The organism is Nocardioides sp. YJ-D4, from assembly GCF_054031495.1.
The window spans coordinates 2,881,818-2,906,600 of the sequence record NZ_CM132932.1 but is presented as its reverse complement, the minus strand read 5'-3'; the positions used below and the strand labels follow the sequence as shown (position 1 = coordinate 2,906,600).

The window sequence follows — 24,783 nt, the reverse complement described above, 5'->3', positions numbered from 1 at the left end:
GGCATGAATGGTGTTGTCCGTGGTGGCGGCTACGGTCGTGTCCATGTCCTTCGTACCCGTGACCGGCCGCGCGGTCTTCCGCGCGGCGCAGCCGCCGCGGGACTCGACTGTGGAATTCGTGGACTCCCGGCGGTCGGTGTCGTTGCCGATGCGGGCCGCGCTGCCGGTCCTGAAGAAGGCGTACGCAGCCACTGACCTGCATCCCTCGGTCGCTCTGGTCGCGTCGGCGGCCCATCTCGGGCTCAGGTTCGTGGCGGCGGGGCAGCTGGAGCCGGCCGATGGTTCCTGGGCGGTCCGCTACACCCCTGAGGACGAGGAGCGGGTGCGGCTGCTGGCCTCGTCGCGCGCCTATGAGGATCTGGACGACGAGGCGGCCGAGCTGCTGGTGCGAGAGATCGTGGCCGCGGTCGCGGACGCGGTACCGACCTCGGCACCGAAGGCCTCCGGGTCGAATGCGTTCCGGGAGTCGCTGCAGACCCGGCTGTCGCGCTATCGGACCGACGAGGGGCCGGTGACGGCCTCGTTGCCGTCGTTGGTGCGGCTCTCGTTCCGGGTCGAGGCGCCGGAGGAGGACCTGCTCATCGGGTCGCTGACGTTGGTGCCGCAGGTGCACGACGAGGCCGACCCGCTGCATGTGGCCGATGCCGCTCGGCTGTGGGACGAGGCCGACGACCACGGGTTCGGCCCCCGGGCGCGTACGCATGCGCAGGTCGCTCTCCGCGGCGCCGCGGAGGCATGGCCCGTGCTCGACAGGCTGCTCGACCTGCCGGTGCCCTCGTCCCTGACCCTGGCCAGCGATGAGGTCGTCGGCCTGCTCGAGGACGGGGTCGAGTGGCTCAAGGAGCGCGGTGTAGACGTGCTCTGGCCGCGCTCGCTGTCACGGGACCTGACGACGTCGGTGGCGGTGGACCGGGTGGCGTCCTCATCGACCGACGCGCGCGAGGACCTGATGCGCGAGTCGCCACTCGGGGAGAAGGGCCTCTTCGCCTTCCAGTGGCAGCTGGCACTCGGCGGTGAGCCGCTCGATGCCGCCGAGATGGACTCCCTGGCCGCGGCCGCGGGTCCGGTACTGCGGCTGAGAGGGGCCTGGGCGGTCGTCCATCCATCAGTTCTCCGACGTGCGCGCAAGCGGCTGCTCAAGCGGATCAGCGGCGGGGAGGCGCTGGCCGTCGCCCTGACCGGTCAGGTGCCGAAGGAGGTCGCCGAGGCGGCGCCGGGCGAGCAGGTGATCATCGGGGCCTCGATCGCGCGCCTTCGCGACGAGGTGATCGCGGCGACCTCGGGGCCTGCTGTCGACGTGCCGGCCGAGCTGCAGGCCACCATGCGTGGCTACCAGGTCGAGGGGCTGACCTGGTTGGCCGGGATCACCTCGCTCGGGCTCGGTGGCTGTCTGGCCGACGACATGGGGCTCGGGAAGACCCTGATGACGATCGCGCTCCACCTCCACCGGCAGAAGGAGCATTCGGGGCCGACCCTGGTGGTCTGCCCGGCGAGCCTGCTGGGCAACTGGGAGGCCGAGCTCGCCCGGTTCGCTCCCGAGGTGGAGGTGCGCCGCCACCATGGCGCCGAGCGCGACGTCGAGGGCGCGAGCGGGGTGGTGCTGACGACGTACGGCACGATGCGGCGCGACACCGAGCTGCTCTCGGCGGTGTCCTGGGGGCTCGTCGTCGCCGATGAGGCGCAGCACGTGAAGAACGCTGCCTCCGCGACCGCGAAGGCGCTCCGCGAGATCCCGTCGCACGCCCGGGTCGCGCTGACCGGAACTCCGGTGGAGAACAACCTGACCGAGCTGTGGGCGCTGCTCGACTGGTGCGTGCCGGGTCTGCTCGGGAGTCGGCTGGCCTTCCGCCGCGCCTGGGCGAGCCAGATCGAGGCCGGTGCCGACGTCGGGAAGGCGAAGGAGTTCGCCTCGCTGGTCGGCCCGTTCATGCTGCGCCGCCGCAAGTCGGACCCCGGGGTCGCTCCCGAGCTCCCGCCCAAGACCGAGACCGATCACCTGCTGTCGCTGACGCGGGAGCAGACGGTGCTCTACGAGGCCTACGTACGCGACGCGATGGCCCGGATCGAACGGCTCGACGCCGATGACCCGCAGCGTCGCGGGCTGGTGCTCAGCCTGCTCACCGGGCTCAAGCAGATCTGCAACCACCCGGCACAGTTCTTGAAGCAGGAAGGCGGGCGGATCACGGGGCGGTCGCAGAAGATCGACCTCCTCGACGAGCTGGTCTCGACGGTGCTCGCCGAGTCAGGGGCGGTCCTGATCTTCACGCAGTACGTCGCGATGGCCCGTCTCCTCGAGGCCCACTGGGCCGCCGCCGGAGTCACCCACCAGTTCCTGCACGGCGGCACCCCGGTGGCGGAGCGCTCGCGGATGGTCTCGCGCTTCCAGGACGGTGAGGTGCCGGTCTTCCTGCTCTCGCTCAAGGCCGGCGGGGTCGGGCTCAACCTGACCCGCGCCGACCACGTGATCCACGTCGACCGCTGGTGGAACCCCGCAGTCGAGGACCAGGCCACCGACCGGGCCCACCGCATCGGCCAGACACGCACGGTCCAGGTGCACCGGCTCATCACCCAAGGCACCGTCGAGGAGCGCGTCGCGGAGCTGCTGCAGCGTAAACGGGTCCTCGCCGACGCGGTCCTCGGAGGTGGCGAGGCGGCCTTCACCGAGCTGTCCAACGCCGAGCTCCGTGAGCTGGTCAAGCTCGGTCCCCAGAAGCGCCGAAGACGTCGTCGGATCGCTTCATGAGCAAGGTCCTGACCTTCGCCCGCGAGCCGCACCGGCGCGGGATGGTGCGGGTCGAGTCGTGGTGGGGACGGGCGTTCCTGCGGGCGATCGAGGAGCTGGCGTACGACGACAACCAGCTCTCCGGTGCTCGGTCGCTGGCCCGCTCGGGGCGCATCGGCGGCCTGGTCGTCGAGCCCGGCCGGTTTGCCGCCGCCGTCGACGACGAACGCGGACTGTGGACCGTGACCGGCATGGTGCCGGTGCTGGGAGCGGAGTCCGTCGCCGCGCTCCTGGAGGTCCTCGGTGCCGCGTCCGTGCGGGCCGAGGCGCTGCTGGCCGGCGAGCTGCCGCTGGACGTGGCCGAGCACGCCGAGGAGGCCGGGGTCGAGCTGGTTCCCTATGGCGAGGAGCTCGCGGTGACCTGCACGTGCGGGCACTGGCACGCGGTGTGCGGCCACTCGCTCGCGGTGCTGCACCAGCTCTGCTGGATCGTCGACCGCGACGCGTCCACGCTGCTTCATCTGCGTGGGGCGGAGCGCGACGAGCTGCTGGCGGGCCTGCGACAGCGGCTGCGTCAGGAGCGGCCGGCAGGGCCGGCGGCGGTCGACGTCGCTGCGCCCGGCGAGTCGACCCGCGACCAGGTCGACGATGTCGAGATCGCGCTCGACGCGGTGCTCCGAGCACGCCACCTGCTCGAGGAGTGAGATGCCTCCAGAGCTCACGCGATAACCTCGTGCAATGACCTCGGCCCCGACGAAGACCAGGCGCGAGCAGATCCTGGACACCGCGGCCGAGCTCTTCGCGGCCCGCGGCTTCCACGGAGTCTCCGTCTCCGAGCTCGGCGCTGCCTGCGGCATCTCCGGCCCGGCGCTCTACAAGCACTTCCCGAGCAAGGACGCGATGCTCGCCGAGATGCTCGTCTCGATCTCCCAGGAGCTGCTCCGCGAAGGACGCGTCCGGGTGAAGGGCGCGTCGAGCACCGATGAGGCCATCGAGGCGCTGATCGACTGGCACGTCGACTTCGCGCTGCGCGACCGGGCCCTGATCGTCGTCCAGGAGCGTGACTGGGAGTCGCTCCCGCACGAGGCGCGCGAACAGGTGCGCACCCTGCAGCGGAAGTACGTCGACCTCTGGGCCGACCAGCTCCGCGACCGCAACCCGGCGCTGGCCCTCGACAGTGCCCGCGCGATGGCCCACGCCGTCTTCGGCCTCATCAACTCCACCCCTCACAACCGGGTTCTCCCCGAGGAGGCGACCCGCGCCGTGCTCACCAAGATGGCCCGCGGAGCCCTCGCGGAGTAGCCGCCGAGGCGTCCCGGCGCGGTTGACTTCGGTGTGGGGCTTGTCACCCGAGGTTAATGAACGTTAACCTCGGTCCATGGCGTCGAATCTGCGCGAGCTGACGCTCGAGCTGCGAGAGCGGCTCGAGCGCGTACGGCAAGGGGGGAGCGAACGCTCCCGGCAACGGCACACCGACCGCGGGAAGCTGCTCCCCCGCGACCGGGTGGACGGTCTCCTGGACCCCGGGTCACCGTTCCTGGAGGTGAGTCCGCTGGCGGCGTACGGGATGTACGACGACGGCGACGAGTGGGCGGTGCCGTCGGCGGGGGTGGTCGCCGGGATCGGCCTCGTCGCCGGCCGCAAGTGCATGATCGTGGCCAACGACGCGACCGTGAAGGGTGGCACCTACTACCCGCTGACGGTCAAGAAGCACCTGCGAGCGCAGACGATCGCGGCCGAGAACAACCTCCCGTGCATCTACCTCGTCGACTCCGGCGGCGCGTTCCTGCCGAAGCAGGACGAGGTCTTCCCCGACCGCGAGCACTTCGGGCGGATCTTCTTCAACCAGGCCAACATGTCCGCGCGCGGGATCCCGCAGATCGCCTCCGTGATGGGCTCGTGCACAGCCGGGGGCGCCTACGTGCCGGCGATGAGCGACGAGACCGTGATCGTGCGCGACCAGGGCACGATCTTCCTCGGCGGCCCGCCGCTGGTGAAGGCGGCCACGGGCGAGGAGGTCACCGCGGAGGAGCTCGGTGGCGGGCTCGTCCATGCGACGAAGTCGGGCGTCGTCGACCACCTCGCCGACGACGACAAGCACGCGCTCGAGATCGTCCGCGGGATCGTCTCGACCCTGCCGGAGCAGGAGACGCGGACGACGACGTACGACGAGCCGGTGGAGTCTCCCGAGACCCTCGCCGACGTGGTGCCCGCCGACACGAAGACCCCCTATGACGTACGCGAGGTGATCCGCCGCATCGTCGACGGGTCCAAGCTGCAGGAGTTCAAGGCGCTCTACGGCGAGACGCTGGTCTGCGGGTTCGCCCACATCGAGGGGCAGCCGGTCGGCATCGTCGCCAACAACGGCATCCTCTTCTCCGAGTCGGCGCTCAAGGGCGCCCACTTCGTGGAGCTGTGCAACCAGCGCGGCATCCCGCTGGTGTTCCTGCAGAACATCACCGGGTTCATGGTCGGCAAGGAGTACGAGAACAAGGGCATCGCCCGCGACGGCGCCAAGCTCGTCACCGCGGTCGCCTGTTCCGTGGTCCCGAAGTTCACCGTCGTCATCGGCGGGTCCTACGGCGCCGGCAACTACGGCATGTGCGGTCGTGCGTACGACCCGAGATTCCTGTGGATGTGGCCCAACGCGCGGATCTCGGTCATGGGCGGCGAGCAGGCCGCATCGGTGCTCGCGACGGTCGCCGGCAAGCCGGACGACGAGGAGTTCAAGGCGCCGATCCGGGACCAGTACGAGACCCAGGGCTCTCCCTACTACGCCACCGCGCGCCTGTGGGATGACGGCATCATCGACCCCGCCGACACCCGACGGGTGCTGGCGATGGGTCTCGCGGTGGCGGCGAACGCGCCGACCCCCGAGCCCCGCTACGGAATCTTCAGGATGTGACTGGGATGTTTGAGTCTGGGATGTTCGAGAGTGTTCTGGTCGCCAACCGCGGCGAGATCGCGCGACGCGTCTTCCGCACCTGTCGTGAGCTGGGGATCCGCACGGTCGCGATCTACACCGCGCTCGACGCGGACGCACCCCACGTACGCGACGCCGACGAGGCCGTCGAGGTCGCGTCCTATCTCGACGCCGACGCGGTGGTCGCGGCCGCTGTCTCGGCGGACGCCGCGGCGATCCATCCGGGCTACGGCTTCCTCTCCGAGCGGGCCGAGTTCGCACGCGCGGTGGCGAAGGCGGGGCTGACCTGGGTCGGTCCGACGCCCGAGGTGATCGAGCAGATGGGCCGCAAGGACGCGGCCCGGGAGATCGCGGTCGCCGCCGGCGTACCTGTGGTTCCGCGGGGCGAGGACAGCCCCTACCCGTTGCTGGTCAAGGCCGCGGCGGGCGGTGGTGGCAAGGGCATGCGCATCGTCCGCTCGCCGGAGGAGCTGGACGAGGCTCGAGCCGCGGCCGCCCGCGAGGCGTTGAGCGCGTTCGGCGACGAGACCCTGCTGATCGAGAAGTACGTCGAGCGGGGCCGCCACATCGAGGTGCAGGTCTTCGGCGACACCCACGGCAACGTCATCCACCTCTTCGAGCGGGACTGCTCGGTCCAGCGCCGCCATCAGAAGGTGATCGAGGAGGCGCCCGCCCCGACGCTCACCGACGAGCAGCGGAACCTGGTCCTGACCAGCGCCGTCGCGCTCGCTCGCCAGGTCGACTACACCGGCGCCGGGACGGTCGAGTTCCTCCTGGACGAGGTGTCCGGCGAGGCGTACTTCCTGGAGATGAACACCCGTCTCCAGGTCGAGCACCCGGTCACCGAGGAGGCGGTCCGCATCGACGGGGCCGCCGCCGACCTCGTCGCGCTCCAGCTCCGGGTCGCTGCCGGTGAGCCGCTGGGCATCGCCCAGGACGACGTACGCATCGACGGTCACGCCATCGAGGTCCGGGTCTATGCGGAGGACGCCTTCGAGGGCTTTCTCCCGCAGGCCGGCCGCACCTCGATCGTCCGCTGGCCGGCCGGTGCACGGGTCGAGCACGCGCTCGAGAGCGAGCAGGTCGTCTCGACCGCCTACGACCCGATGCTGGCCAAGATCATCGTGCGCGGCGCCGACCGCGAGGAAGCCCGTACGGCGATGGTCAAGGCCCTCGACGCGACCGCGGTCCTCGGCCTGACCACCAACACCGGCTTCCTGCGCGTACTGGCCGCCTCCGACGCCTTCCGCGACGCGGAGATCGACACCGCCTGGCTCGACCGCAACGACGTGCCCGCACCCGACCCCGAGGTCCCGCGGGCGCTCGTCGCCTGGGTCAGCGCGATGCTGTCGGCGGCGTCGGACACCACGACGCCGTTCCGCGCCGACGGCTGGCGCCTCGCCGGCTCCCCGGCGCCGACCATCGTCGACCTCGACCGCAGCGTCATCGTCGACCGCCCCTCCGGCCGCGTAGACACCCACCTCGTCCGGCAGATCAGCGCGGCCGACCACGTCCTCGTGGCCATCGTTGACGGCGTACGTCACTGGGCCGCCATCAACGTCCAGCCCGGCCTCGCCGAGATCGTCCACCAAGGACACCGCTTCGACTTCTCCCCGCCCGACCGCGTCGCCGGCGCCGCCGCCCACCACAGCGACGGTGCGGTCGAGGCCAAGATGCCCGGCACGGTCATCGACGTACGCGTCCAGGTCGGCGACCAGGTCGAGGAGGGCCAGGTCCTCGGGGTCATGGAGGCGATGAAGATGGAGGTCTCCCTCAAGGCCCCGTTCGCCGGCACCGTCACCGTCGTCGGTGCGTCAGCGGGATCCCAGGTCCCCCTCGGCTCCGAGCTGTTCGTGGTGGAGCCGACCGATGACTGATCTCCCCGCAGTCGTACGCCACGACAACCTGCCCAGCAGGGTCACGATCTACGAGGTCGGTGCGCGTGATGGCCTCCAGAACGAGAAGACGGCGATCGACACCGGCATCAAGGCCGACCTGATCACCCGTCTTCTGGATGCCGGGCTGAGTCCGGTGGAGGCGACGAGCTTCGTGCACCCGAAGTGGGTGCCGCAGCTGGCGGACGCGAAACAGCTGATGGAAGAGTTGGTCGACCGCCTCGGCGACAGGGCGCGAGAGCTCCCGGTGCTGGTCCCCAACGAGAAGGGCCTCGACCGGGCCCTCGAGCTCGGGCTAAAGCGCATCGCGATCTTCGGCAGCGCGACGGAGACGTTCGCCACCAAGAACCTCAACCAGACCTTCGACGGCCAGTGGGCGATGTTCGAGCCGACGATGAATCGTGCGAAGGCCGAAGGCATGACCGTCCGCGGCTACCTCAGCATGTGCTTCGGCGACCCCTGGGAGGGCCAGGTCGAGATCGCGAAGGTGGTCGAGGCGGGCAAGCGGCTCCTGGATCTCGGCGCCGACGAGCTCAGCCTCGGGGACACGATCGGCGTCGCGACCGCCGGGCACGTGAAGGCATTGATCGGAGCGTTCAAGGAAGAAGGCGTCACGACCGACCGGCTCGCGCTGCACTTCCACGACACGTACGGCCAGGCTCTGGCCAACACCCTCGCCGGACTCCAGTCCGGGGTGACGACCTACGACGCCAGCGCGGGCGGCCTGGGCGGTTGCCCCTATGCCAAGTCAGCCACCGGCAACCTGGCCACCGAGGACCTGCTCTGGATGCTCGACGGCCTGGGGATCGAGCACGGTGTCGATCTCGACAAGGTCGCCGACACGAGCAGCTGGCTCGCCGGACACCTCGGCAGGCCGAGTCCCTCGGCCGTCGTACGTGCCTTGCGGTCCTAGCTGGAGGCACGCCCTAGACTGCATCCAAGAGTGACGGCCGGGTGACAAAAGACGGACCGCCGCGACAATCTCTACTAACTTGGTGCAGAATAGCGGGATCATGGCGCGCAAAGTCTTCCTCCACGTCGGCGCTCCGAAGACGGGCACGACGTACCTCCAGGACAGGTTGTTCCACAACCGGGTGTCCCTGGAGAAGCATGGCGTCTTCTACCCGGTCGGCGGCCAGCCCGACTTCTTCCGGCCGGCGCTCGACCTGATCGACCGTCCGTGGGGCGGGATGAGGAAGACCGTCCACGGCGAGTGGGACGCGCTGGTCAAACGGGTGCGCCGCGACGAGTCCGAGACGATCCTGATCAGCCACCACCTCTTCGCCGGGGCTCGGCCCGACCGGGTCGAGAAGGCGATGACCGACCTCGGCGAGGGCGGGCGCACCGAGGTGCACATCGTCTACACCGCCCGCGACATCGCGCGCGTGCTGGCGGCGGAGTGGCAGGACCAGGTGCAGCGCGAGCGCAAGGTCACCTTCGCGCGCTACCTCGAGCGGATGCAGACCGCGAAGCAGTCGCGCTCGGCCGCCTGGTTCTGGCGTACGCACGGCCTGCCCGACGTGCTCAGCCGATGGGGGCGCAACCTGCCGCCCGAGCGCGTGCACCTGGTCACCGTGCCGCACGACGGGGCGCCGAGCGAGGTGCTCTGGCGCCGGTTCTGCGAGGTGGTCGGGATCGAGGAGTCCTGGACCCCGATCGACAGTGACCGCCACAACCAGTCGCTCGGCCGCGCCGAGGCGACGCTGCTGCGCCGGCTCAACGCGCGGCTCGAGTCGCAGGAGCTCCCCCGCGAGGACTACCGCCACATGGTCACCGAGGTGATCGCCAAGCGCACCCTTGCCCACCGCGACGGTCGCGAACGGGTCACGATGCCGCCGACCGCCTTCGACTGGGCCGACCAGGTCGCCGACTCGTGGATCGAGTGGGCCGAGCTGGCCAAGGTCGACATCGCCGGTGACCTCGAAGACCTCCGCCCGCAGCGACCCGACGCCGACGTCGAGTGGATCGACCCGGACGCGCCGCGCACCAAGGACGTCGCCGACGCGGCGATCGACGCCCTGGTCGCGGTCGTCGTCGAGGCCGCGCGCACCGACCCGCCCCAGCGCCCTGTCGCCTCCCGCGCCGCCAGCCTGATGCGGCGGGTCAAGGGGCGACGCTCCTGATGCCAGCTGCACCCACCAGGGGTTGGGGTTGGGCCGCGCACCTGCGCGAGGGCGGTACGACTCCGTGGGCAGCCTGGTCCGAGCCCGCCACGCCCTTCACGACCGACCACCTGCCGGGTGCCGAGATGCTCGAGCTGCTGCGGCGGCTCAACGAGACGACCAGAGCGAGGTCGAGCGGCGAGCTTGCTCGTCCGCTCGCGCCGAGCGAGGGAGTAACCGCGCGAAGCGCGGAGACAGGCCCGTCCGATCCTGATCGGGTCGATGCCCTGCTGCGTACGAGCCCGCCCGGCCGAGGCCGCCGCGACCTTCCGCTGCTCGGCGACACCGAGACGAGGACGTACGGCCCGCTGCCGGTCGATCCGGCGACGCTGTCGGCGCGGGAGCTGCTGAGGGCGGCGAGCGTGCTGCTCGCCGAGGACCTGCTCGCCACCGTGGAGACGGCGCCCGCGCGGCGGCCGCGAAGGTGGTCGCGCCGGCCCAAGAAATCCCAGCCTGAGCAGGAGAAGTTTCCCTATCGCCTGGTCGGTTCGCCGTGGCTCACGCTGCCCATCCGCGAGGAGCTGGAGCGGCAGGGAAGGCTGCCCGGCGCCGACGGCTACACCGTCTACGTCCTCGGCGGTCCGCTGGACGAGGTCGCCGCCGGGGCGTGGAAATTCCGCACCTTCACCAATCGGGTCAACCCCTGGCACATCTGGATCCGTGACGCGCAGTGGCGCGGCTGGCTCGGCCCGCGTGCCGATCTGCCCAGGATCGCCCGCTGGTGGGCCCGGCGGGTCGGGAAGGACCGGGTCGAGATCGTCACCGATCCCGCCCTGCTGCCCGGCCTGCTCGGCGTGGACAGCCTGCCCGGCCCCTGGCCGATCTCGGCCGAGGGCAACGAGGTCGCGCGCGTTATCGGGCAGGTTCTCAGCGTACGAACCGATCTCGAGACCCAGCGGAAGCTGCTGGTCGACCGGCTGCGACCGCGGCTGGAAAAGCTCGAACCGCTCGTTCCGGATGCTCGGGAGGTCGGCGTTCCCGCGGAAAGTTTGCCTTGGCTCGAAACACAGGCGCGGGCCCAACGTGATGCATTGGTCCGAGCCGGATACGCTCTCCACGGAGACCCTGACCGGCTGCTCCCTTCGGGGGCGGCGACCCAGGGTCCCGACGAGTGCCGGGCGTTGGCGCTCGCGTTGTCATTGCTGGCGGGGCGTTCCTAGAGGAGTAGAACGTTGGAGACTGGGCGGCGCGTGCTGCTTCATGTCGGCACCCCGAAGACGGGCACGTCCTATCTTCAAGACGTCCTCTTCCACAACCGGGAGTCCCTCGCCGAGCAGGGAGTCCACTACTTCGCCGACCGCTTCGACGCCCACTTCCTGGCGGCCCTCGACCTGATGGACCTGCCCTGGGGCGGCATCGAGGAGGAGGCGACCGGCGCCTGGGACGCACTCGCGGAGAAGGTGCGCTCGGTCGAGAACGGCACCGTGATCATCTCCCACGAGATCCTGGCGAGCGCGTCCTGGCAGCAGGCCAAGCACGCGCTGGACTCGCTGGGCGACTCCGAGATTCACATCATGCTCTCCGCGCGCGACCTGGCCCGGCAGATCCCGGCCGAGTGGCAGGAGAACGTCAAGCACCGCTCGGTCGTGACCTACGCCGAGTTCCTCGACGAGATCCGCGACCCCGCCCGCGAAGGCCGGATCGGATCGTGGTTCTGGGGCGTCCAGGAGCTGCCCGACATCCTCGACCGGTGGACCCAGGGCATCGCGCCCGAGCGCGTCCACCTGATCACCGTCCCGCCGCCGGGGTCGTCCTCGTCGCTGCTGTGGGAGCGGTTCTCGACCGCCTTCGGCCTCGACGACCTGACCATCGACTTCGAGGGGATCGACCGCGGCAACCCGTCCCTCGGTGTGCCCGAGGCGGCGCTGCTCCGCGAGATCAACCTGGCGGTCGTGCCGGTGCTCGAGCCGGCCGACTACCGGCCTTTCGTACGCGAGTTCCTGGCCCACCGCACGCTGGCCAAGCGCCGCGACTCCGCCCGCCTGGCCCTCTCGCCCTCGATCCTGCCGTGGGTCGAGTCGCTCTCCGAGAGTTGGGTCAAGGCGCTGTCGGGACGCGGCTACGACGTCGTCGGTGGGCTGGAGGAGCTGCTGGTCCCCGCTGACCTGGCCGACAAGCCGTTCGTCGACCCGGACACCATCTCCTCGCGCGAGGTCCTCGACGCCGGTGTCGCCACCATCGACGCGCTCCTCCAGGAGGCCATCCGGCTGCGCAAGTCCGAGGCCCGGCTGGAGGACGAGGTCGGTGAGCTGCGCGCCGAGCTGGAGCACACCCGGTCGCTGGTGCCGAAGCAGCGGGCCCGCGAGGGTCTCGAGCGGCGCTGGTGGGGTCGCGCGATCCTGAAGGTCTACCGCCTCGTCCGTCGCTAGAGGATCGCCTCGAGCAGTCCCGCGGCCCGGGCGCGGTCGAAGACGTGCACCCGGTCCCAGGAGCCGTCGGCGTCACCGAAGGTCGCCGCGGTCAGAAGCCGTGGCTGGTCGTCGGTCCAGCGGTGCCAGTGGCGCTCGAAGGATTCCGTACGGACCATCCGGCCGCGCTCGTGCTGGCCGTCGATCGCCGCGACGCGCGGCACATCGATCATGACCAGCGACGTACGCCAGCCGCGGGCGTGGGCGATCCGCCCGAGCAGCTCGCGCCGGCCGGGCCGGGTGGCCGGGTCGTGGACGAGGAGCGTGGGGCGACCGGGGGTCGGGCCGAGCAGGACCAGGATCAGGGTCGCGATCGCGTGCCACAGGTGCACCAGCGGCCGGTACAGGCGGTAGGGCACCTCCGGCAGCCGTGCCGCGAGCCAGCGCCCCGGGGTCTCCGGGTCGAGGGCGCGTACGTCGGGACGCCGGGCGGCCACGTCGCGGATCAGGGTGCTCTTCCCGGCACCGGGTACGCCGCCCAGGAGGAGCAGGTGAGGTCTCACCTCGACCCCGGCAGCGCGGGCTGGACTGATCGGGGCGTACGTCGTGTCGAGGGTCATCGACTGCTCCTCCCAAGCGGACACCAACAGTGTGGAGTTCCGTGCTCAGAGGAACGTTGGACGGACCTGTGAAGTTCCTGTGAGCCGAGCTCAGCCGGCGTCGGGGTGACGCGGCAGCAGCTCGCGCGAGGCGTAGCGACCGATCTGGTAGGTCATCCACCCATCAGCCCCTCCACCGACGACACCGCCGACCAGCGGGATCCGCTTGGCGGCCATGGAGATCATGCCTCTGCCGGTGACCCGGCTGAGCAGCTCCTGGGCCACCTCCGAGGCGACGATGGCGTCGATCGCGCGGTCGTAGGTCGGAGCGGTCGCGATTGCCATCGGCGGGGCGGGGATCCTCTTGTCCTGGATCCACTTGCCGACCTTCTCCTCGCTCAGGAGGGTGAGCAGGATGGCGTTGCGCACGCGAGGATCGGTCAGGTCGTAACCACGGAGATGCGCGATCGCGGCCACCATGCGGCACTGGATGATGGCCATCCCGGTGATGTTGGCCGGGAGCGTGATCGCCTGGGTGACCAGACCGCCGATGTTGGTCGCGAAGCCACCGACACCGGCCAGCCGCACGTGGTTGTCGATGACGTGCTTGACCGCGAGCTCGACGTCGTTGTCGTGGTCCTTGAGGTGCTTCTCGGCGGCCGCGGCCGCTGCCGGGAGCGGGCCGACACCGACGATCGCGTGGTGCAGCGCCTGCCGGACCACGGTGGTGGTCACGCCGGGAGCGGACTGGATGACCTTGGGTGCGAGCCGGCCAGCCGCACTGGTGAGCACTGCCTTGGGACCGATCATGAGGCAAATCTTAAGTGTGTGGTGGTTGGCGCCGCACGGGGCGATAACGTTTCGTCGTGGCGAATCTTCGGGGACCGATCGAACCCGAGCCCTCGCCGTGGGCCTTCGCCGACCTCCGGGATCCAGGCGCGGGCCATGGCGGGGCCGATCTGGACGATCTGGTGGGGATGGGTGCGGACGTTGCGCCCGGGACACTCCTGGCCGCATACCGGCACGGGATCTTCCCGATGCCCGGGGAGTCCCCGCGTGATCCGATGATGTGGTTCTCGCCGGTCAGGCGCGGCGTACTTCCGCTGGACGGGCTCGTCGTCTCGCGGTCCCTGCGCAGGTCCGTGCGGGACTTCGAGATCAGGATCGACACCAGCTTCGACCAGGTGGTGGCCTCGTGCGCCGACCCACGCCGGCCCCATGGCTGGATCGACAAGCGGATCCGCCGGGCCTACGGCGACCTGCACGAGCTGGGCTGGGCACACTCGGTCGAGGCGTGGCAGGACGATCGCCTGGTCGGCGGGCTCTACGGGGTCGCGATCGGCGGTCTCTTCGCCGGGGAGTCGATGTTCCACCGTGTCCGAGACGCGTCCAAGGTCGCCCTGGTCGGGCTCGTCTCGGCGCTGCGCGAGGCGGGGTCGATCGACCAGCGGATCCTGGACGTGCAGTGGCGCACCGACCATCTGGCCTCGCTGGGCGTCGTCGAGATGGGTCGCAACGACTACCTCGACCGCCTGGAGAAGGCGCTCAGGCTGCCGCTCCCGGAGGCGTTCGGCGGCCCTCCGGCCGAGTCCTAGCGGTAGTCCTAGAGGACGTACGCCTCGGCGCCGGTCTCGCTGACCATCGGTCGCCCGGCGGCGGCCCAGTCGAGCATGCCGCCGGCGAGGTTGACGACCTCGAAGCCCTGCTGGGCGAGGTAGTTGACCGCCTGGGCGCTGCGTCCGCCGACCTTGCAGACCACCAGGGTCTGGCCCTCGGGAAGCTCACCGAGGCGCGCCGGGAGCTCCTGGAGCGGGATGTGGGTGGCGCCCTCGATGTGGCCTGCTGCCCACTCGTCGTGCTCGCGGACGTCCAGGACGGCCACGGGCAGGGGATCGGGCACGCCAGCGATCTCGACGGTGGGGATGGTCACCAGTCAAGCCTACTTGAGAAGCCGGGACATCCGGCGATCGGCGAGCGGCTTCCCGCCGGTCTGGCAGGTGGGGCAGTACTGCAGGCTCGAGTCGGCGAAACTGACCTCGAGGATCGTGGAACCACAGACCGGGCACTTCTTGCCGGCCTTGCCGTGCACTGCGAGGTTGGACTTCTTCTCGCCCTTCAGCTCGCTCATCGCCAGGCCGGAGTCGCGCTCGACGGCCTCCCGCAGGGTCGTCCGCAGCGCGTTGTAGAGGCTCTCCGACTCCTCCTCGGTCATCTCGGCGGGCTTGAACGGCGACATCTTCGCCGCCCACAGGATCTCGTCGGAGTAGGCGTTGCCGATGCCCGCGATGATCGACTGCATCCGCAGTACGCCCTTGATCTGCTTGCGGCCCTGACCTGCGAGGATCTCGCGGAAACGGGCCAGCGTGAAGTCGTCGGCCAGCGGGTCGGGGCCGAGCGAGGCGACGCCCGGGACGTCCTGCGGATCGTGGACGACGTAGAGCGCCAGGCGCTTCTTGGTGCCGCCTTCGGTGATGTCCAGCCCGGTGTCGTCGTCGAGCACGACCCGGATCGCCAGCCCGGACTTCGACCCCGGCCGGGGCGGTGCCGCCGGGATCTCGTCACGCCACCTGATCCAACCGCCGCGGGCCAGGTGCAGCACGAGATGGACGCCGCTCGCCTCGATGTCGATGAACTTGCCGTGGCGGGTCACGTTGTCGACGAGCGTGCCCTCGACCGCGGTCAGCGGCGGATCGTACGTCTTCAGTGCGCTGAACTGCGCGACGTGCACCTTCGTGATCGCGCGGCCGTCGAGGCGCCCGCGCAGGTCCTCGGCGAGCGCTTCCACCTCGGGGAGTTCCGGCATGTCCGCGAGTCTAGATCGTCAGGCTTGCGCGAGGGGAAGAAATCCCGCTATGATCGAACACACGTTCGACACTAGCGATCGATGTGAGAGTCTGCGCCTTTCTAAGGTTCATCCTAGAAAGGCGAATAGAGACCTACGCTCATGAAAGATGTGGCTCGCTAGCCAAATCTAAGACGCGTCCTAGAGATGTGGATATCGTCTGATCATGGACCCCATCCGCAATCCGTACGCTCCTGGCGCCGGTCAGCGGCCCCCTGAGCTCGCTGGTCGTAACGAGCAGCTCGGGCAGTTCGACGTGGTGCTGGAGCGGGTGGCGCGTGGTCGCCCGGAACGGTCGCTGGTGCTCACCGGGCTCCGCGGCGTCGGCAAGACGGTCCTGCTCAACACGCTGCGGTCCGCCGCGGTCCGCAAGGGCTGGGGCACCGGGAAGATGGAGGCTCGCCCCGACCAGTCGCTGCGCCGGCCGCTGTCGAGCGCCCTGCACCAGGCGGTGCGCGAGCTGGGTCATCCGAGCTCCGACGACGTCGACCACGTGCTCGGCGTGATCCGCTCCTTCGCCCAGCGGGAGGCCGGTCCCAACGCCAAGCTGCGCGAGCAGTGGTCGCCGGGCATCGAGGTCGCGGCGGTACGGGGCCGGGCCGACTCCGGTGACATAGAGATCGACCTGGTCGAGCTGCTCACCGACGTCGGCGGGCTTGCCGCCGATGTCGGCAAGGGCGTCGGCGTCTTCATCGACGAGATGCAGGACCTCGGCCCCGACGACGTCTCGGCGATGTGCGCGGCCTGCCACGAGATCAGCCAGTCGGGGCCGCCGGTGATCGTCGTCGGCGCCGGCCTGCCGCACCTGCCGGCCGTGCTCTCGGCGAGCAAGTCCTACTCCGAGCGGCTCTTCTCCTACCAGCGCATCGACCGCCTCGAGCGGGAGGCCGCCGACCGCGCCCTCGCCGCTCCCGCTGGCGAGGAGGAGGCCGAGTTCGAGCTCGACGCCCTCGCGGAGATGTACGCCGCCACCGGCGGTTACCCCTACTTCATCCAGGCCTACGGCAAGACCGTGTGGGACCAGGCGCCGCGCTCCCCGATCACCGTCGAGGACGTGAAGGTCGCCGCCCCCGAGGCCGAGCGCGAGCTCGCGGTCGGCTTCTTCGGCTCGCGTTACGAGCGCGCCACCCCCGCGGAGCGGGACTACCTGCGGGCGATGGCCGACGCTGCCGTCGAGCTCGGCGCCGACGACATCGGCACCGTCGCCACCGCGGACGTCGCCGCCTTCCTCAACAAGAAGCCGCAGTCGCTCTCCCCGGCGCGTGACGCGCTGATGAAGAAGGGGCTGATCTACTCCGGCGAGCGCGGCCGGATCGCGTTCACCGTTCCTCACTTCGGTCGTTACCTACGCCAACAGGGGTAATTCGGCGTCAGCTCCGCAAACAGGGTGTAATTCCCTCTTCCCTCCGCGTAGGCACGGTGCTTGACTTTGGCGGTGGCCAGTGACGCACATCACATCGGCCGCATTCCCGCAGCGAACTCGGGCGCAGCACGAACGAGTGGAGGGAGAACCACGCATGCGTGGTTGGAAGAAGGCGCGACTCCTCACCATCGGAGCCGCAGGAGCGCTTGTCCTCGGTCTGACGCTGCCCGGCGCACCCGCCGGCAGCGCGCCGCCGTCGGACGACGATCGTGGCCGGGCCGCCAAGGAGCTCAAGGAGACCGGGTCCGACTACAACAACGGCAAGCGTCTCGGGGTCGAGCGGCACCGGGGCGATCTGGCCGGCAAGCAGGCACCGAAGGGACCCGCGAAGGTCGGCCAGAGCCGCACCTGGTTGGGGCTCGACGACGCCCAGGGAAGCATCTACCTCAAGGACTACACACTGCGAGGCGTCGGCGACAACATCGAGGTGTGGGTCGCCGAGGACCGGGCGTTCCCGGACGGTGACTGCCGCAACGCCCTCGGCCTGACCGAGGTCACCGACGCCCAGGTCTCGAACTTCATCTCGGAGTTCGACAACACCATCTACCCGATCGAGTCGGAGGAGTTCTCGGTCCCGCCCGACCGGGACGGCAAGCAGGCCACCCTGCCGGGGCTGATCCCCAACCTGCCGTCCTCGGAGTACAAGGGCGACGGCGACAACATCGTGGTCCTGGTCGACAACGTCCGGGACGCCAACTTCTACGAGCCCGCCACTCCGGACGGGCAGACCTACATCGCGGGCTTCTTCTACTCGGTCTTCAACGAGTACTTCGACCGCAACGTGATGAGCATCGATGTCTTCGACTGGCTGCACCGCACCGGCACCAACCCGCCCGACGACAGCACCGATCCGGCGTACGTCGCCTGCAACGAGGAGCTGAACAGCGCTCCCGGACGGCTGGTCGGAGCATCTCGGCCGCTGCTGTACGAGGGCACCTTCGCGCACGAGTACCAGCACCTGCTGGAGTACTACGAGGACACCGACGAGGTCTCCTGGGTCAACGAGGGTCTCTCCGACTACGCCCAGACCCTGGTCGGCTACGTCGACCCGAGCACCCCACCTGACGATCCCGGCGCGGACTCGCACCTGGCGTGCTTCATGGGCTATCTCGATCCGGCGTTCGGTGGTTCGGAGAACTCGCTGACCGGCTGGGGCGACCAGGGTGGGCCGGAGACGCTGTGCGACTACGGCGCGGTCTACTCCTTCATGGAGTATCTGGCCAGCCACTACGGCCCCGACTTCCTCAGTGCCCTGCACCGCGAGGATGCCGGCGGACTCGAGGGGCTCCAGGTGGTGCTGGACCAGTTCGACGCCGGGGTCTCCGCCCAGCAGACGATCCACGACTGGGCCGCCATGGTGGCTCTCGACGCGGCCCTGGACGCCAACGGCGGCAACCTGAACGGCGGTGACGCGGCGACGTACCAGGCCGACTCGCTCTCCGCGAAGGTCAACTGGGACAACCCGGAGTCGTGGAACGAGAGCGGCGCACCGCCGAACGGCTCGGACTACGTACGCCTGCGTGACGGCGCCGGGGCCTACCTCTCCGCGGGCGAGATCGATTCGCTCAGCTTCGACGGGGCGTCGGCGTTGGAGCCCAAGCCGGTCGAGTGGACGGTCGACACGACCCCGCCGGACGCCACGGCGGCCGACAGCAGCTGTGGTTCGCCGCCTCCGGACGGCACCGGAGCCGCAGCGCTCTACGCCGGCTGTGGGCCGAACCTCGACCGGTCGGTCGTGCGAGCCGTCGACGTCCCCGCCGGCGGAGCCTCGCTGACCTTCGACGCCCTGTGGGACGCCGAGGTCGGTTGGGACTTCGGCTACGTGCAGGTCTCCACAGACGGTGGTGAGACCTGGCAGAGCCTGGCCACCGCCGACACGACCAGCGAGCACGACCCGGGTGCCATCCCGACCGTGGTCGACAACCTGCCCGGCTTCTCCGGCGACTCCGGGGGCTGGCGGCCGCAGAGTGCGGACCTGTCGGCGTACGGCGGGCAGAACGTGCTGGTGGCGTTCTGCTACATCACCGACTCCGGGGTCGACGAGTCCGGCTTCTGGGTCCGTGACATCGCCGTCGGCGGCACCGCGCTGCCCAGCGACACCCTGGACGGCTGGCAGTCGATGTCGCAGGTCAACCCGACACCGGTCGAGGGCTGGACGGTCCAGCTGGTGGCGTACGGCCCGGCGGGCTCGCCCGCGTGGGTGCACACCCTCGCGCTGGACGAGTCGTTCGACGGCACGCTCAGTGGTGCTGCGCTCGACGCCGCGATCGGTGACACTGCCGAGACCGTGGCGGCGGTCGTGATGTTCGACGATCCGACGGAGAGCGTGTCCGACCCGGCGCGCTACACCCTGACGGTCGACGGGGTCACCCAGCCGGGCGGCTGATCCCGGCACCCAACGAGCGGGCTGCGGCTGTCGATGGACAGTCGCAGCCCGCCGCTGTTCTACGGTGGAAGACGTACGCGCCGAGAAGGAGACTGCATGTCGACCATCGCCGAACAGATCGTGTCCACCCTGTCCGCCAGCGGTGTCCGCCGCGTCTACGGGATCCCGGGTGACTCCCTCAACGGGTTCACCGACGCGCTCCGCAAGAACGGAGACATCAGCTGGATCCACGTACGTCACGAGGAGGCTGCCGCGTTCGCGGCCGCCGCCGACGCGGCCACCACGGGTGAGCTCGCGGTGGTCGCGGGGAGCTGCGGGCCGGGCAACCTCCACCTGATCAACGGTCTCTTCGACGCGAACCGCTCACGGGTTCCGGTGCTCGCGATCGCCGCCCACATCCCGACCGCCGAGATCGGCACCGGCTACTTCCAGGAGACGCACCCGCAGGAGCTGTTCCGGGAGTGCTCGGTCTACACCGAGTACGTCGCCCAGCCGAGCCAGATGCCGCACGTGCTCGAGATCGCGATGCGTACGGCGGTCGAGAGGCAGGGCGTGGCGGTGCTGGTGATCCCCGGCGACGTCGCGCTGGCCGAGTCCGTGGTCGAGCGGACCGTGGAGATCCGCCCGACGCGCTCGCGGGTCATCCCCGACGAGGACGCCCTCAGGCGGGCGGCGGACCTGCTCAACGCCGGCGAGAGAGTGACCATCCTCGCTGGTGCCGGCTGCGCTGGTGCGCACGACGAGGTGGTGGCCCTGGCCGAGACGCTCGGCGCCCCCGTGGTGCACGCGCTCCGCGGCAAGGAGTTCCTGGAGTACGACAACCCCTACGACGTGGGGATGACCGGCCTGCTCGGCTTCGCCTCCGGCTATCGCGCGATGGACCGGGCCGACACCCTGCTGATGCTCGGCACCGACTTCCCCTACCGGCAGTTCTTCCCGAAGCACGCCAAGACCATCCAGGTCGACGTACGCGGCGAGCAGCTCGGCCGTCGCCACCCGATCGACGTCGGGCTGGTCGGAACGGTCAAGGACACCGCCTCGGCCTTGCTGCCGCTGCTCGACCGGAGCGATGACCGGCGCCACCTGGACGACTCCCTGGACCACTACCGCCGCACCCGGACCAAGCTCGACGAGCTCGCCACCCCGTCCCGGTCGAAGGCGCCGATCCACCCGCAGTACCTCGCTCGTCTGGTCGACCAGGCCGCCGCCGACGACGCCGTCTTCATCCCCGACGTCGGGTCGCCGGTCGTGTGGGCGGCGCGCTACCTGACCATGAACGGCCGCCGCAGGCTGATCGGCTCCTTCGCCCACGGTTCGATGGCCAACGCGCTGTCGCAGGCGGTCGGTGCCCAGGTCGCCCATCCGGGCCGGCAGATCGTCGCGCTCGCCGGTGACGGTGGGCTCACCATGCTGCTCGGCGAGCTGGTCACCCTCATCCAGAACCGGCTCCCGGTGAAGCTCGTCGTCTTCAACAACTCCTCGTTGAACTTCGTCGAGCTGGAGATGAAGGCCGCCGGCTTCGTCACGTACGGCACCGACCTGGTGAACCCGAACTTCGCCGACGTCGCCACCGCGATGGGCATCTACGCCCGCCGCGTCGAGCACTCGGCCGATCTGCCGGACGCGGTCGCCGACGTCCTCGGCCACGACGGCCCCGCCCTCCTCGATGTCGTCACCGAGCGTCAGGAGCTCTCCATCCCGCCCAACATCACCGCCGAGCAGCTCAAGGGCTTCACCCTCTACGCCCTTCGGTCCGTGATGTCGGGTCGGGGTGACGAGCTGATCGACCTCAGCAAGGCCAACCTGCGCCAGCTGTTCTAGCGGTCGCGTCCCGCCGTCTCGAGCAGACGCAGCCAGATCTCGCTCATCGTCGGGTAGGCCGGGACCGCGTGCCAGAGCCGGTCGAGAGGGACCTCGCCGACGATCGCGATGGTCGCGGCGTGCAGCATCTCGGCGGTGTCGGGCCCGACCGCGGTGAAGCCGACCAGGACCTTGCGCTGCTCGTCGATGACCATCCGCGCCTGGCCGCGGTAGCCGTCGGCGTGCAGCGACGCTCCGGCGATCGAGCCGAGGTCGTAGTCGACGACGCCGACCTCGATGCTGGCGGCCTCGGCCGATTCGGCGGAGTGTCCGACCGCGACGACCTCGGGGTCGGTGAAGATCACCTGGGTGGCGGCCCGCTCGTCGGCGGTGGCGGCGTGGCGCCCCCATGCGCTCAGGTCGGGCTTCTCGCCGCGAGCGCGTGCCGCGATCAGATCGCCCAGCCCTCGAGCCTGGTACTTCCCGTGGTGGGTCAGCAGCGCTCGATGGTTGACGTCGCCCGCGGCGTAGAGCCAGCCTTCCTCGAGCTGCCCGCTGTCGTCGACCACGGCCAGGGCGTCGTCGACCTTCAACCAGCTGCCGGGCTCGAGGCCGACGTGCTCCAGACCGAGGTCCTTGGTGTTGGGCACCCGACCGGTGGCCACCAGCACCTCGTCGGCGGTCACCTCGGTGCCGTCCGAGAGGGTCACCCGCACCTCGCCGCCCTCATCACGCCGAGCCTCGGTCGCGCCGGCGTCCAGATGAAGCGTGACCCCGTACGTCCGGAGCGCCTCGGCCACCTGCTCGCCGGCGAACTTCTCGACCCCCGGCAGGAGCCGGGTGCGGGAGATCAGCGTCACCTGCGACCCGAGGGCGCTGAAGGCGGTCGCCATCTCGGCGCCGACCACCCCGCCGCCGATGATCGCCAGGCGATCGGGAACGGACTGGGCGCCGGCGGCCTCGCGGTTGGTCCAGGGACCGACTTCCTCGAGTCCCGGGATCGGCGGGATGAGGGAGGAGCTGCCGGTGGAGACGACGACGGCGTGGCGGGCCTGAAGGTTGGTGGTCGTGCCGTCGTCGGCGGTGACGGTGACCGAGCGGGTGCCGGTGATGCGCCCGTGTCCGCGGACCAGGGTGATCCCGGCCCCGGTGAGCCACTCGACCTGACCGGTGTCCTTCCAGTTGGAGGTGAACCCGTCGCGTCGGGCGAAGACGGCGGAGGCGTCCAGCGTGCCCGTGACCGCCTGACCTGCGGCCGGAAGCGCGCGGGCGGCGCGCAGGGCTGCCGCGTCCCGCAGGAGGGCCTTCGTCGGCATGCAGGCCCAGTAGGAGCACTCGCCGCCGACGAGCTCGCGCTCGACGATCGCTGCGGTCAGGCCGCCCTGCACGACTCGGTCTGCGACGTTCTCGCCGGTCGGGCCGGCGCCGATGACGATGACATCGACGGTCAGATCTTGGCTGGTGCTCGTCATGTCAGTTGACCTTACCCGCGCGCTGGCGCAGTCGGAGGGCAGAAATCAGGAAGAAGATGCCGCCCAGCGTCGCGTAGCCCGCGAGGCCGGTGAGTGACGCCTTCGGGCCGGCGGCCATCAGGATGAATCCGGTTCCGGCGAAGGTCGAGATCCCGCCGCTGAGGATCATCGCCCACTGACCACCGAGTCGGTAGCGGCGTACCGCGACGAACAGCTGGACCAGGCCGGCGGTGATCGCCCAGGCGCCCCACACCCGCAGGATGTCCGGGATCCCGGAGGTGGCCGCGACAGCGACGCCGACAGCGGTGAGCAGGCTGAGTGCCATGTTGACGTACAGCAGTACGCGCGGGCCGTTGGCGCCCGAGGTGCGGTGGTCGACCACGGCGGCCGCCACGTCGAACAGCGGGTAGATGACCAACAGCGCGATGCTGGCGGCGTTGAGCGTCGTCGCGGTGAGTGCGACCAGCCCGGCCCAGACGATCGCGAACCCGAAGCGGAAGAAGTAGAGCCTCGGCAGTGCGCGGGGCGGGGCGGTCAGTGTGCCGGATCGACCGGTCTCGACGGAGGTGGACATCAGATCCCTTTCGTGGATCAAGCTGGGAGACAGAACGATCGTTCTACCTGGATCGAGAGTCTGTCGCAGCCGCCCGGAAAATGCAAGACCGATCGTTCTGTCTGCTAGCGTTGAGACCACGCGAACGAGAGGGATGACGGATGTCTGAGGCCCGGGATCGACTGCTCAGCACGGCGAGTCGGCTCTTCTACACCGAGGGTCTGCACTCGGTCGGGGTCGATCGCGTGATCGCCGAGGCGCAGGTCACGCGGGCGACGCTCTATCGGCACTTCCGGAGCAAGGACGAGCTCGTCGTGGCGTACCTGACGCAGACCGACGATGCGATCCGGGCGCGCCTGGACGCCGCCCGGGCGGAGGTCGACGACCCCGACGAGCTCATCCGGGCCGTCGGCCGGTCGATCGCCGCGGACATCCAGGGCGAGGGGTTCCGTGGTTGCGCGTTCCTCAACGCCGCCGCCGAATACCCGGACCCGGAACACGTGGTCCATCAGGCGGTGCTCAAGCACCGGGAGTGGTTCCTGGCCACGATGACCGATCTCTTCGCGGCGACGGGGAAGCCTGATTCGGAGTTTGCCGGCCGCCACTTCGTCATGTTGCGAGACGGTGCGATGGCGGCCGGCTGTCTGACCGATCCCGCCCCGGTCGGTGAGACGTTCCTACGAGGGCTCGAAGGACTTCTGACCTACCGGAGCGGCCTGGGGTCAGCGCTCAGCTGACGCCGTTGTCGGCGAGGAACTCCTTGGCGACGGTGGCCGGGTCGGCCTTGTCGACCTGGACCTTGGCGAGAGCCTCGGTCAGGTTGGCGGTGGTGAGCGCCTCGGAGACCGCGTTGAGCGCGGTCTCGGCGTCGCTGCTGAGCACCTCGGAGCGGATCAGCGGGACGATGTTCTGGGCGAGGAAGAGGTTCTTCGGGTCCTCCAGAACGACCCAGTCGTTCGTCGGGATCGCTGAGTCGGTCGTGAACACGTTGGCCACGTCGACGGAGCCCTTCTTCAGGGCCGCGACGGTCAGCGGGCCGCCGGGGTCGGTCGGCGTGATCTCCTTGAAGGTGACCCCGTAGACCTCAGCCAGGCCCGGGACCCCCTGGGCGCGCGTCTTGAACTCCGGGCTCGCGCCGAGGGTGAGATCCTTGGCCACCGGGGCGAGGTCCTCGATGCTGGTCAGCGAGTACTTCTCGGCGGTCTCCTTGGTCACCGTCAGCGAGTCCTTGTCCTCGGCGGCCGACTGCGGCAGCGTCTGGCTGCCCTCCGGAAGCACGTCCTGGAGCGCGTCGTAGACGTCCTCGGGGGCGGAGACGTTCTCCGGCAGGTTGCCGTCCGTCAGGTAGGACAGCAGGCCTCCGTTGTACTCCGGCAGCAGGTTGATGTCACCGCTCTTGAAGGCCTCCATGTAGACCTCGCGGGACCCGATGTTGGGCTTGGTCTCGACCTTGACGCCCTCGGCCTCGAGAGCCTGGGCGTACATCTCCATGAGCAGCTCGCTCTCGGGGAAGTTGGCCGAGCCGACGACGATCGTGCCGCCGCCTGAGTCGGAGTCCGATCCCGAGTCGAGCGGGTCACCGCCACAGGCGGTGAGGGTGCCTGCCACGGCGAGCGTCGCGAACAGGTACGCGGTGGTGCGGATTCGGCGGGACATTG

At 70.0% G+C, this 24,783-nt stretch carries 21 protein-coding genes; 14 read left to right on the top strand and 7 right to left on the bottom strand.

The window, feature by feature from the left end; translation table 11 throughout:
• Positions 1-43 precede the first annotated feature (43 nt).
• The 9 genes from ACW14X_RS13800 to ACW14X_RS13760 all read left to right on the top strand — a co-directional run bounded on the left by ACW14X_RS13800 (position 44) and on the right by ACW14X_RS13760 (position 12,071).
• A complete protein-coding gene (locus ACW14X_RS13800) occupies positions 44-2,743 on the top strand; it encodes a DEAD/DEAH box helicase (RefSeq protein ID WP_457165934.1) in 2,700 nt (899 codons plus the stop codon).
• Entirely contained in the window at positions 2,740-3,426 is a 687-nt protein-coding gene (locus ACW14X_RS13795) for an SWIM zinc finger family protein (RefSeq protein WP_457165933.1), read from the top strand. Before ACW14X_RS13800 ends, ACW14X_RS13795 begins: the two co-directional genes overlap by 4 nt.
• Before the next feature lie 34 nt (positions 3,427-3,460).
• On the top strand, positions 3,461-4,024 hold the full coding sequence (locus tag ACW14X_RS13790) for an SACE_7040 family transcriptional regulator (RefSeq protein ID WP_400469308.1): 564 nt from the start codon (positions 3,461-3,463) through the stop codon (positions 4,022-4,024).
• Between the two features lie 76 nt (positions 4,025-4,100).
• Positions 4,101-5,627, top strand: coding sequence for a carboxyl transferase domain-containing protein (locus ACW14X_RS13785; protein WP_160025970.1), 1,527 nt, complete (start codon positions 4,101-4,103; stop codon positions 5,625-5,627).
• Between the two features lie 20 nt (positions 5,628-5,647).
• Positions 5,648-7,522: an acetyl/propionyl/methylcrotonyl-CoA carboxylase subunit alpha gene (locus ACW14X_RS13780; RefSeq protein WP_457165932.1), complete on the top strand. Its 1,875-nt coding sequence runs from the start codon at positions 5,648-5,650 to the stop codon at positions 7,520-7,522.
• Positions 7,515-8,453, top strand: a complete 939-nt coding sequence (locus tag ACW14X_RS13775) for a hydroxymethylglutaryl-CoA lyase (RefSeq protein ID WP_457165931.1) — start codon at positions 7,515-7,517, stop codon at positions 8,451-8,453. The genes ACW14X_RS13780 and ACW14X_RS13775 overlap by 8 nt, the downstream gene beginning before the upstream one ends.
• Before the next feature lie 100 nt (positions 8,454-8,553).
• Positions 8,554-9,663, top strand: a complete 1,110-nt coding sequence (locus ACW14X_RS13770; protein ID WP_160025967.1) for a hypothetical protein — start codon at positions 8,554-8,556, stop codon at positions 9,661-9,663.
• Positions 9,663-10,862 carry a hypothetical protein gene (locus ACW14X_RS13765; RefSeq protein ID WP_457165930.1) on the top strand — a complete coding sequence of 400 codons (1,200 nt, stop codon included), beginning with the start codon at positions 9,663-9,665 and terminating at the stop codon, positions 10,860-10,862. Before ACW14X_RS13770 ends, ACW14X_RS13765 begins: the two co-directional genes overlap by 1 nt.
• Positions 10,863-10,874: 12 nt before the next feature.
• Positions 10,875-12,071, top strand: coding sequence for a hypothetical protein (locus tag ACW14X_RS13760; RefSeq protein ID WP_457165929.1), 1,197 nt, complete (start codon positions 10,875-10,877; stop codon positions 12,069-12,071).
• Here the strand turns inward: ACW14X_RS13760 and ACW14X_RS13755 are convergent.
• Positions 12,068-12,670 carry an AAA family ATPase gene (locus tag ACW14X_RS13755; RefSeq protein ID WP_160025964.1) on the bottom strand — a complete coding sequence of 201 codons (603 nt, stop codon included), beginning with the start codon at positions 12,668-12,670 and terminating at the stop codon, positions 12,068-12,070. The genes ACW14X_RS13760 and ACW14X_RS13755 overlap by 4 nt on opposite strands.
• A gap of 90 nt (positions 12,671-12,760) precedes the next feature.
• Positions 12,761-13,459 (bottom strand): EcsC family protein, encoded by a 699-nt coding sequence (locus ACW14X_RS13750; protein ID WP_350839858.1) that lies wholly within the window; start codon positions 13,457-13,459, stop codon positions 12,761-12,763.
• Between the two features lie 56 nt (positions 13,460-13,515).
• On the opposite strand from ACW14X_RS13750, the gene aat reads away from it, so the two are divergent.
• Positions 13,516-14,244, top strand: a complete 729-nt coding sequence (gene aat / locus ACW14X_RS13745) for a leucyl/phenylalanyl-tRNA--protein transferase (protein ID WP_160025963.1) — start codon at positions 13,516-13,518, stop codon at positions 14,242-14,244.
• 8 nt (positions 14,245-14,252) lie between these two features.
• On the opposite strand, the gene ACW14X_RS13740 is transcribed toward aat, so the two are convergent.
• Complete coding sequence (locus ACW14X_RS13740; RefSeq protein ID WP_160025962.1) at positions 14,253-14,579, bottom strand: rhodanese-like domain-containing protein; 327 nt, start codon at positions 14,577-14,579, stop codon at positions 14,253-14,255.
• Positions 14,580-14,588: 9 nt separating this feature from the next.
• On the bottom strand, positions 14,589-15,452 hold the full coding sequence (locus tag ACW14X_RS13735; protein WP_457165928.1) for an Fpg/Nei family DNA glycosylase: 864 nt from the start codon (positions 15,450-15,452) through the stop codon (positions 14,589-14,591).
• Positions 15,453-15,657: 205 nt separating this feature from the next.
• On the opposite strand from ACW14X_RS13735, the gene ACW14X_RS13730 reads away from it, so the two are divergent.
• The 3 genes from ACW14X_RS13730 to poxB all read left to right on the top strand — a co-directional run bounded on the left by ACW14X_RS13730 (position 15,658) and on the right by poxB (position 21,121).
• Positions 15,658-16,854, top strand: a complete 1,197-nt coding sequence (locus tag ACW14X_RS13730) for an AAA family ATPase (protein WP_457165927.1) — start codon at positions 15,658-15,660, stop codon at positions 16,852-16,854.
• A gap of 154 nt (positions 16,855-17,008) precedes the next feature.
• The gene (locus tag ACW14X_RS13725; protein WP_457165926.1) at positions 17,009-19,300 is read left to right on the top strand and encodes a peptidase M6; all 2,292 of its coding nucleotides are present in this window, start codon (positions 17,009-17,011) and stop codon (positions 19,298-19,300) included.
• A gap of 96 nt (positions 19,301-19,396) precedes the next feature.
• Positions 19,397-21,121: a ubiquinone-dependent pyruvate dehydrogenase gene (gene poxB, locus ACW14X_RS13720; RefSeq protein ID WP_457165925.1), complete on the top strand. Its 1,725-nt coding sequence runs from the start codon at positions 19,397-19,399 to the stop codon at positions 21,119-21,121.
• Here the strand turns inward: poxB and ACW14X_RS13715 are convergent.
• A complete protein-coding gene (locus tag ACW14X_RS13715) occupies positions 21,118-22,572 on the bottom strand; it encodes a dihydrolipoyl dehydrogenase family protein (RefSeq protein ID WP_457165924.1) in 1,455 nt (484 codons plus the stop codon). The two genes, poxB and ACW14X_RS13715, sit on opposite strands and share 4 nt — an antisense overlap.
• 1 nt (position 22,573) lies before the next feature.
• Complete coding sequence (locus ACW14X_RS13710) at positions 22,574-23,146, bottom strand: hypothetical protein (RefSeq protein WP_457165923.1); 573 nt, start codon at positions 23,144-23,146, stop codon at positions 22,574-22,576.
• Positions 23,147-23,286: 140 nt separating this feature from the next.
• On the opposite strand from ACW14X_RS13710, the gene ACW14X_RS13705 reads away from it, so the two are divergent.
• A complete protein-coding gene (locus tag ACW14X_RS13705; RefSeq protein WP_457165922.1) occupies positions 23,287-23,862 on the top strand; it encodes a TetR/AcrR family transcriptional regulator in 576 nt (191 codons plus the stop codon).
• On the opposite strand, the gene ACW14X_RS13700 is transcribed toward ACW14X_RS13705, so the two are convergent.
• Positions 23,855-24,781 carry an ABC transporter substrate-binding protein gene (locus ACW14X_RS13700; RefSeq protein WP_457165921.1) on the bottom strand — a complete coding sequence of 309 codons (927 nt, stop codon included), beginning with the start codon at positions 24,779-24,781 and terminating at the stop codon, positions 23,855-23,857. The two genes, ACW14X_RS13705 and ACW14X_RS13700, sit on opposite strands and share 8 nt — an antisense overlap.
• Positions 24,782-24,783: the final 2 nt, after the last annotated feature.

Coding starts and splice junctions, on each gene's coding strand:
- ACW14X_RS13715 (WP_457165924.1), bottom strand. CDS start 22,572: ATGACGAGCACCAGCCAAGATCTGACCGTCGATGTCATCGTCATCGGC.
- ACW14X_RS13785 (WP_160025970.1), top strand. CDS start 4,101: ATGGCGTCGAATCTGCGCGAGCTGACGCTCGAGCTGCGAGAGCGGCTC.
- ACW14X_RS13730 (WP_457165927.1), top strand. CDS start 15,658: ATGGACCCCATCCGCAATCCGTACGCTCCTGGCGCCGGTCAGCGGCCC.
- ACW14X_RS13790 (WP_400469308.1), top strand. CDS start 3,461: ATGACCTCGGCCCCGACGAAGACCAGGCGCGAGCAGATCCTGGACACC.
- poxB (WP_457165925.1), top strand. CDS start 19,397: ATGTCGACCATCGCCGAACAGATCGTGTCCACCCTGTCCGCCAGCGGT.
- ACW14X_RS13735 (WP_457165928.1), bottom strand. CDS start 15,452: ATGCCGGAACTCCCCGAGGTGGAAGCGCTCGCCGAGGACCTGCGCGGG.
- ACW14X_RS13725 (WP_457165926.1), top strand. CDS start 17,009: ATGCGTGGTTGGAAGAAGGCGCGACTCCTCACCATCGGAGCCGCAGGA.
- ACW14X_RS13700 (WP_457165921.1), bottom strand. CDS start 24,781: ATGTCCCGCCGAATCCGCACCACCGCGTACCTGTTCGCGACGCTCGCC.
- ACW14X_RS13750 (WP_350839858.1), bottom strand. CDS start 13,459: ATGATCGGTCCCAAGGCAGTGCTCACCAGTGCGGCTGGCCGGCTCGCA.
- ACW14X_RS13795 (WP_457165933.1), top strand. CDS start 2,740: ATGAGCAAGGTCCTGACCTTCGCCCGCGAGCCGCACCGGCGCGGGATG.
- ACW14X_RS13775 (WP_457165931.1), top strand. CDS start 7,515: ATGACTGATCTCCCCGCAGTCGTACGCCACGACAACCTGCCCAGCAGG.
- ACW14X_RS13705 (WP_457165922.1), top strand. CDS start 23,287: ATGTCTGAGGCCCGGGATCGACTGCTCAGCACGGCGAGTCGGCTCTTC.
- ACW14X_RS13710 (WP_457165923.1), bottom strand. CDS start 23,146: ATGTCCACCTCCGTCGAGACCGGTCGATCCGGCACACTGACCGCCCCG.
- ACW14X_RS13780 (WP_457165932.1), top strand. CDS start 5,648: ATGTTCGAGAGTGTTCTGGTCGCCAACCGCGGCGAGATCGCGCGACGC.
- ACW14X_RS13800 (WP_457165934.1), top strand. CDS start 44: ATGTCCTTCGTACCCGTGACCGGCCGCGCGGTCTTCCGCGCGGCGCAG.
- ACW14X_RS13770 (WP_160025967.1), top strand. CDS start 8,554: ATGGCGCGCAAAGTCTTCCTCCACGTCGGCGCTCCGAAGACGGGCACG.
- ACW14X_RS13765 (WP_457165930.1), top strand. CDS start 9,663: ATGCCAGCTGCACCCACCAGGGGTTGGGGTTGGGCCGCGCACCTGCGC.
- ACW14X_RS13755 (WP_160025964.1), bottom strand. CDS start 12,670: ATGACCCTCGACACGACGTACGCCCCGATCAGTCCAGCCCGCGCTGCC.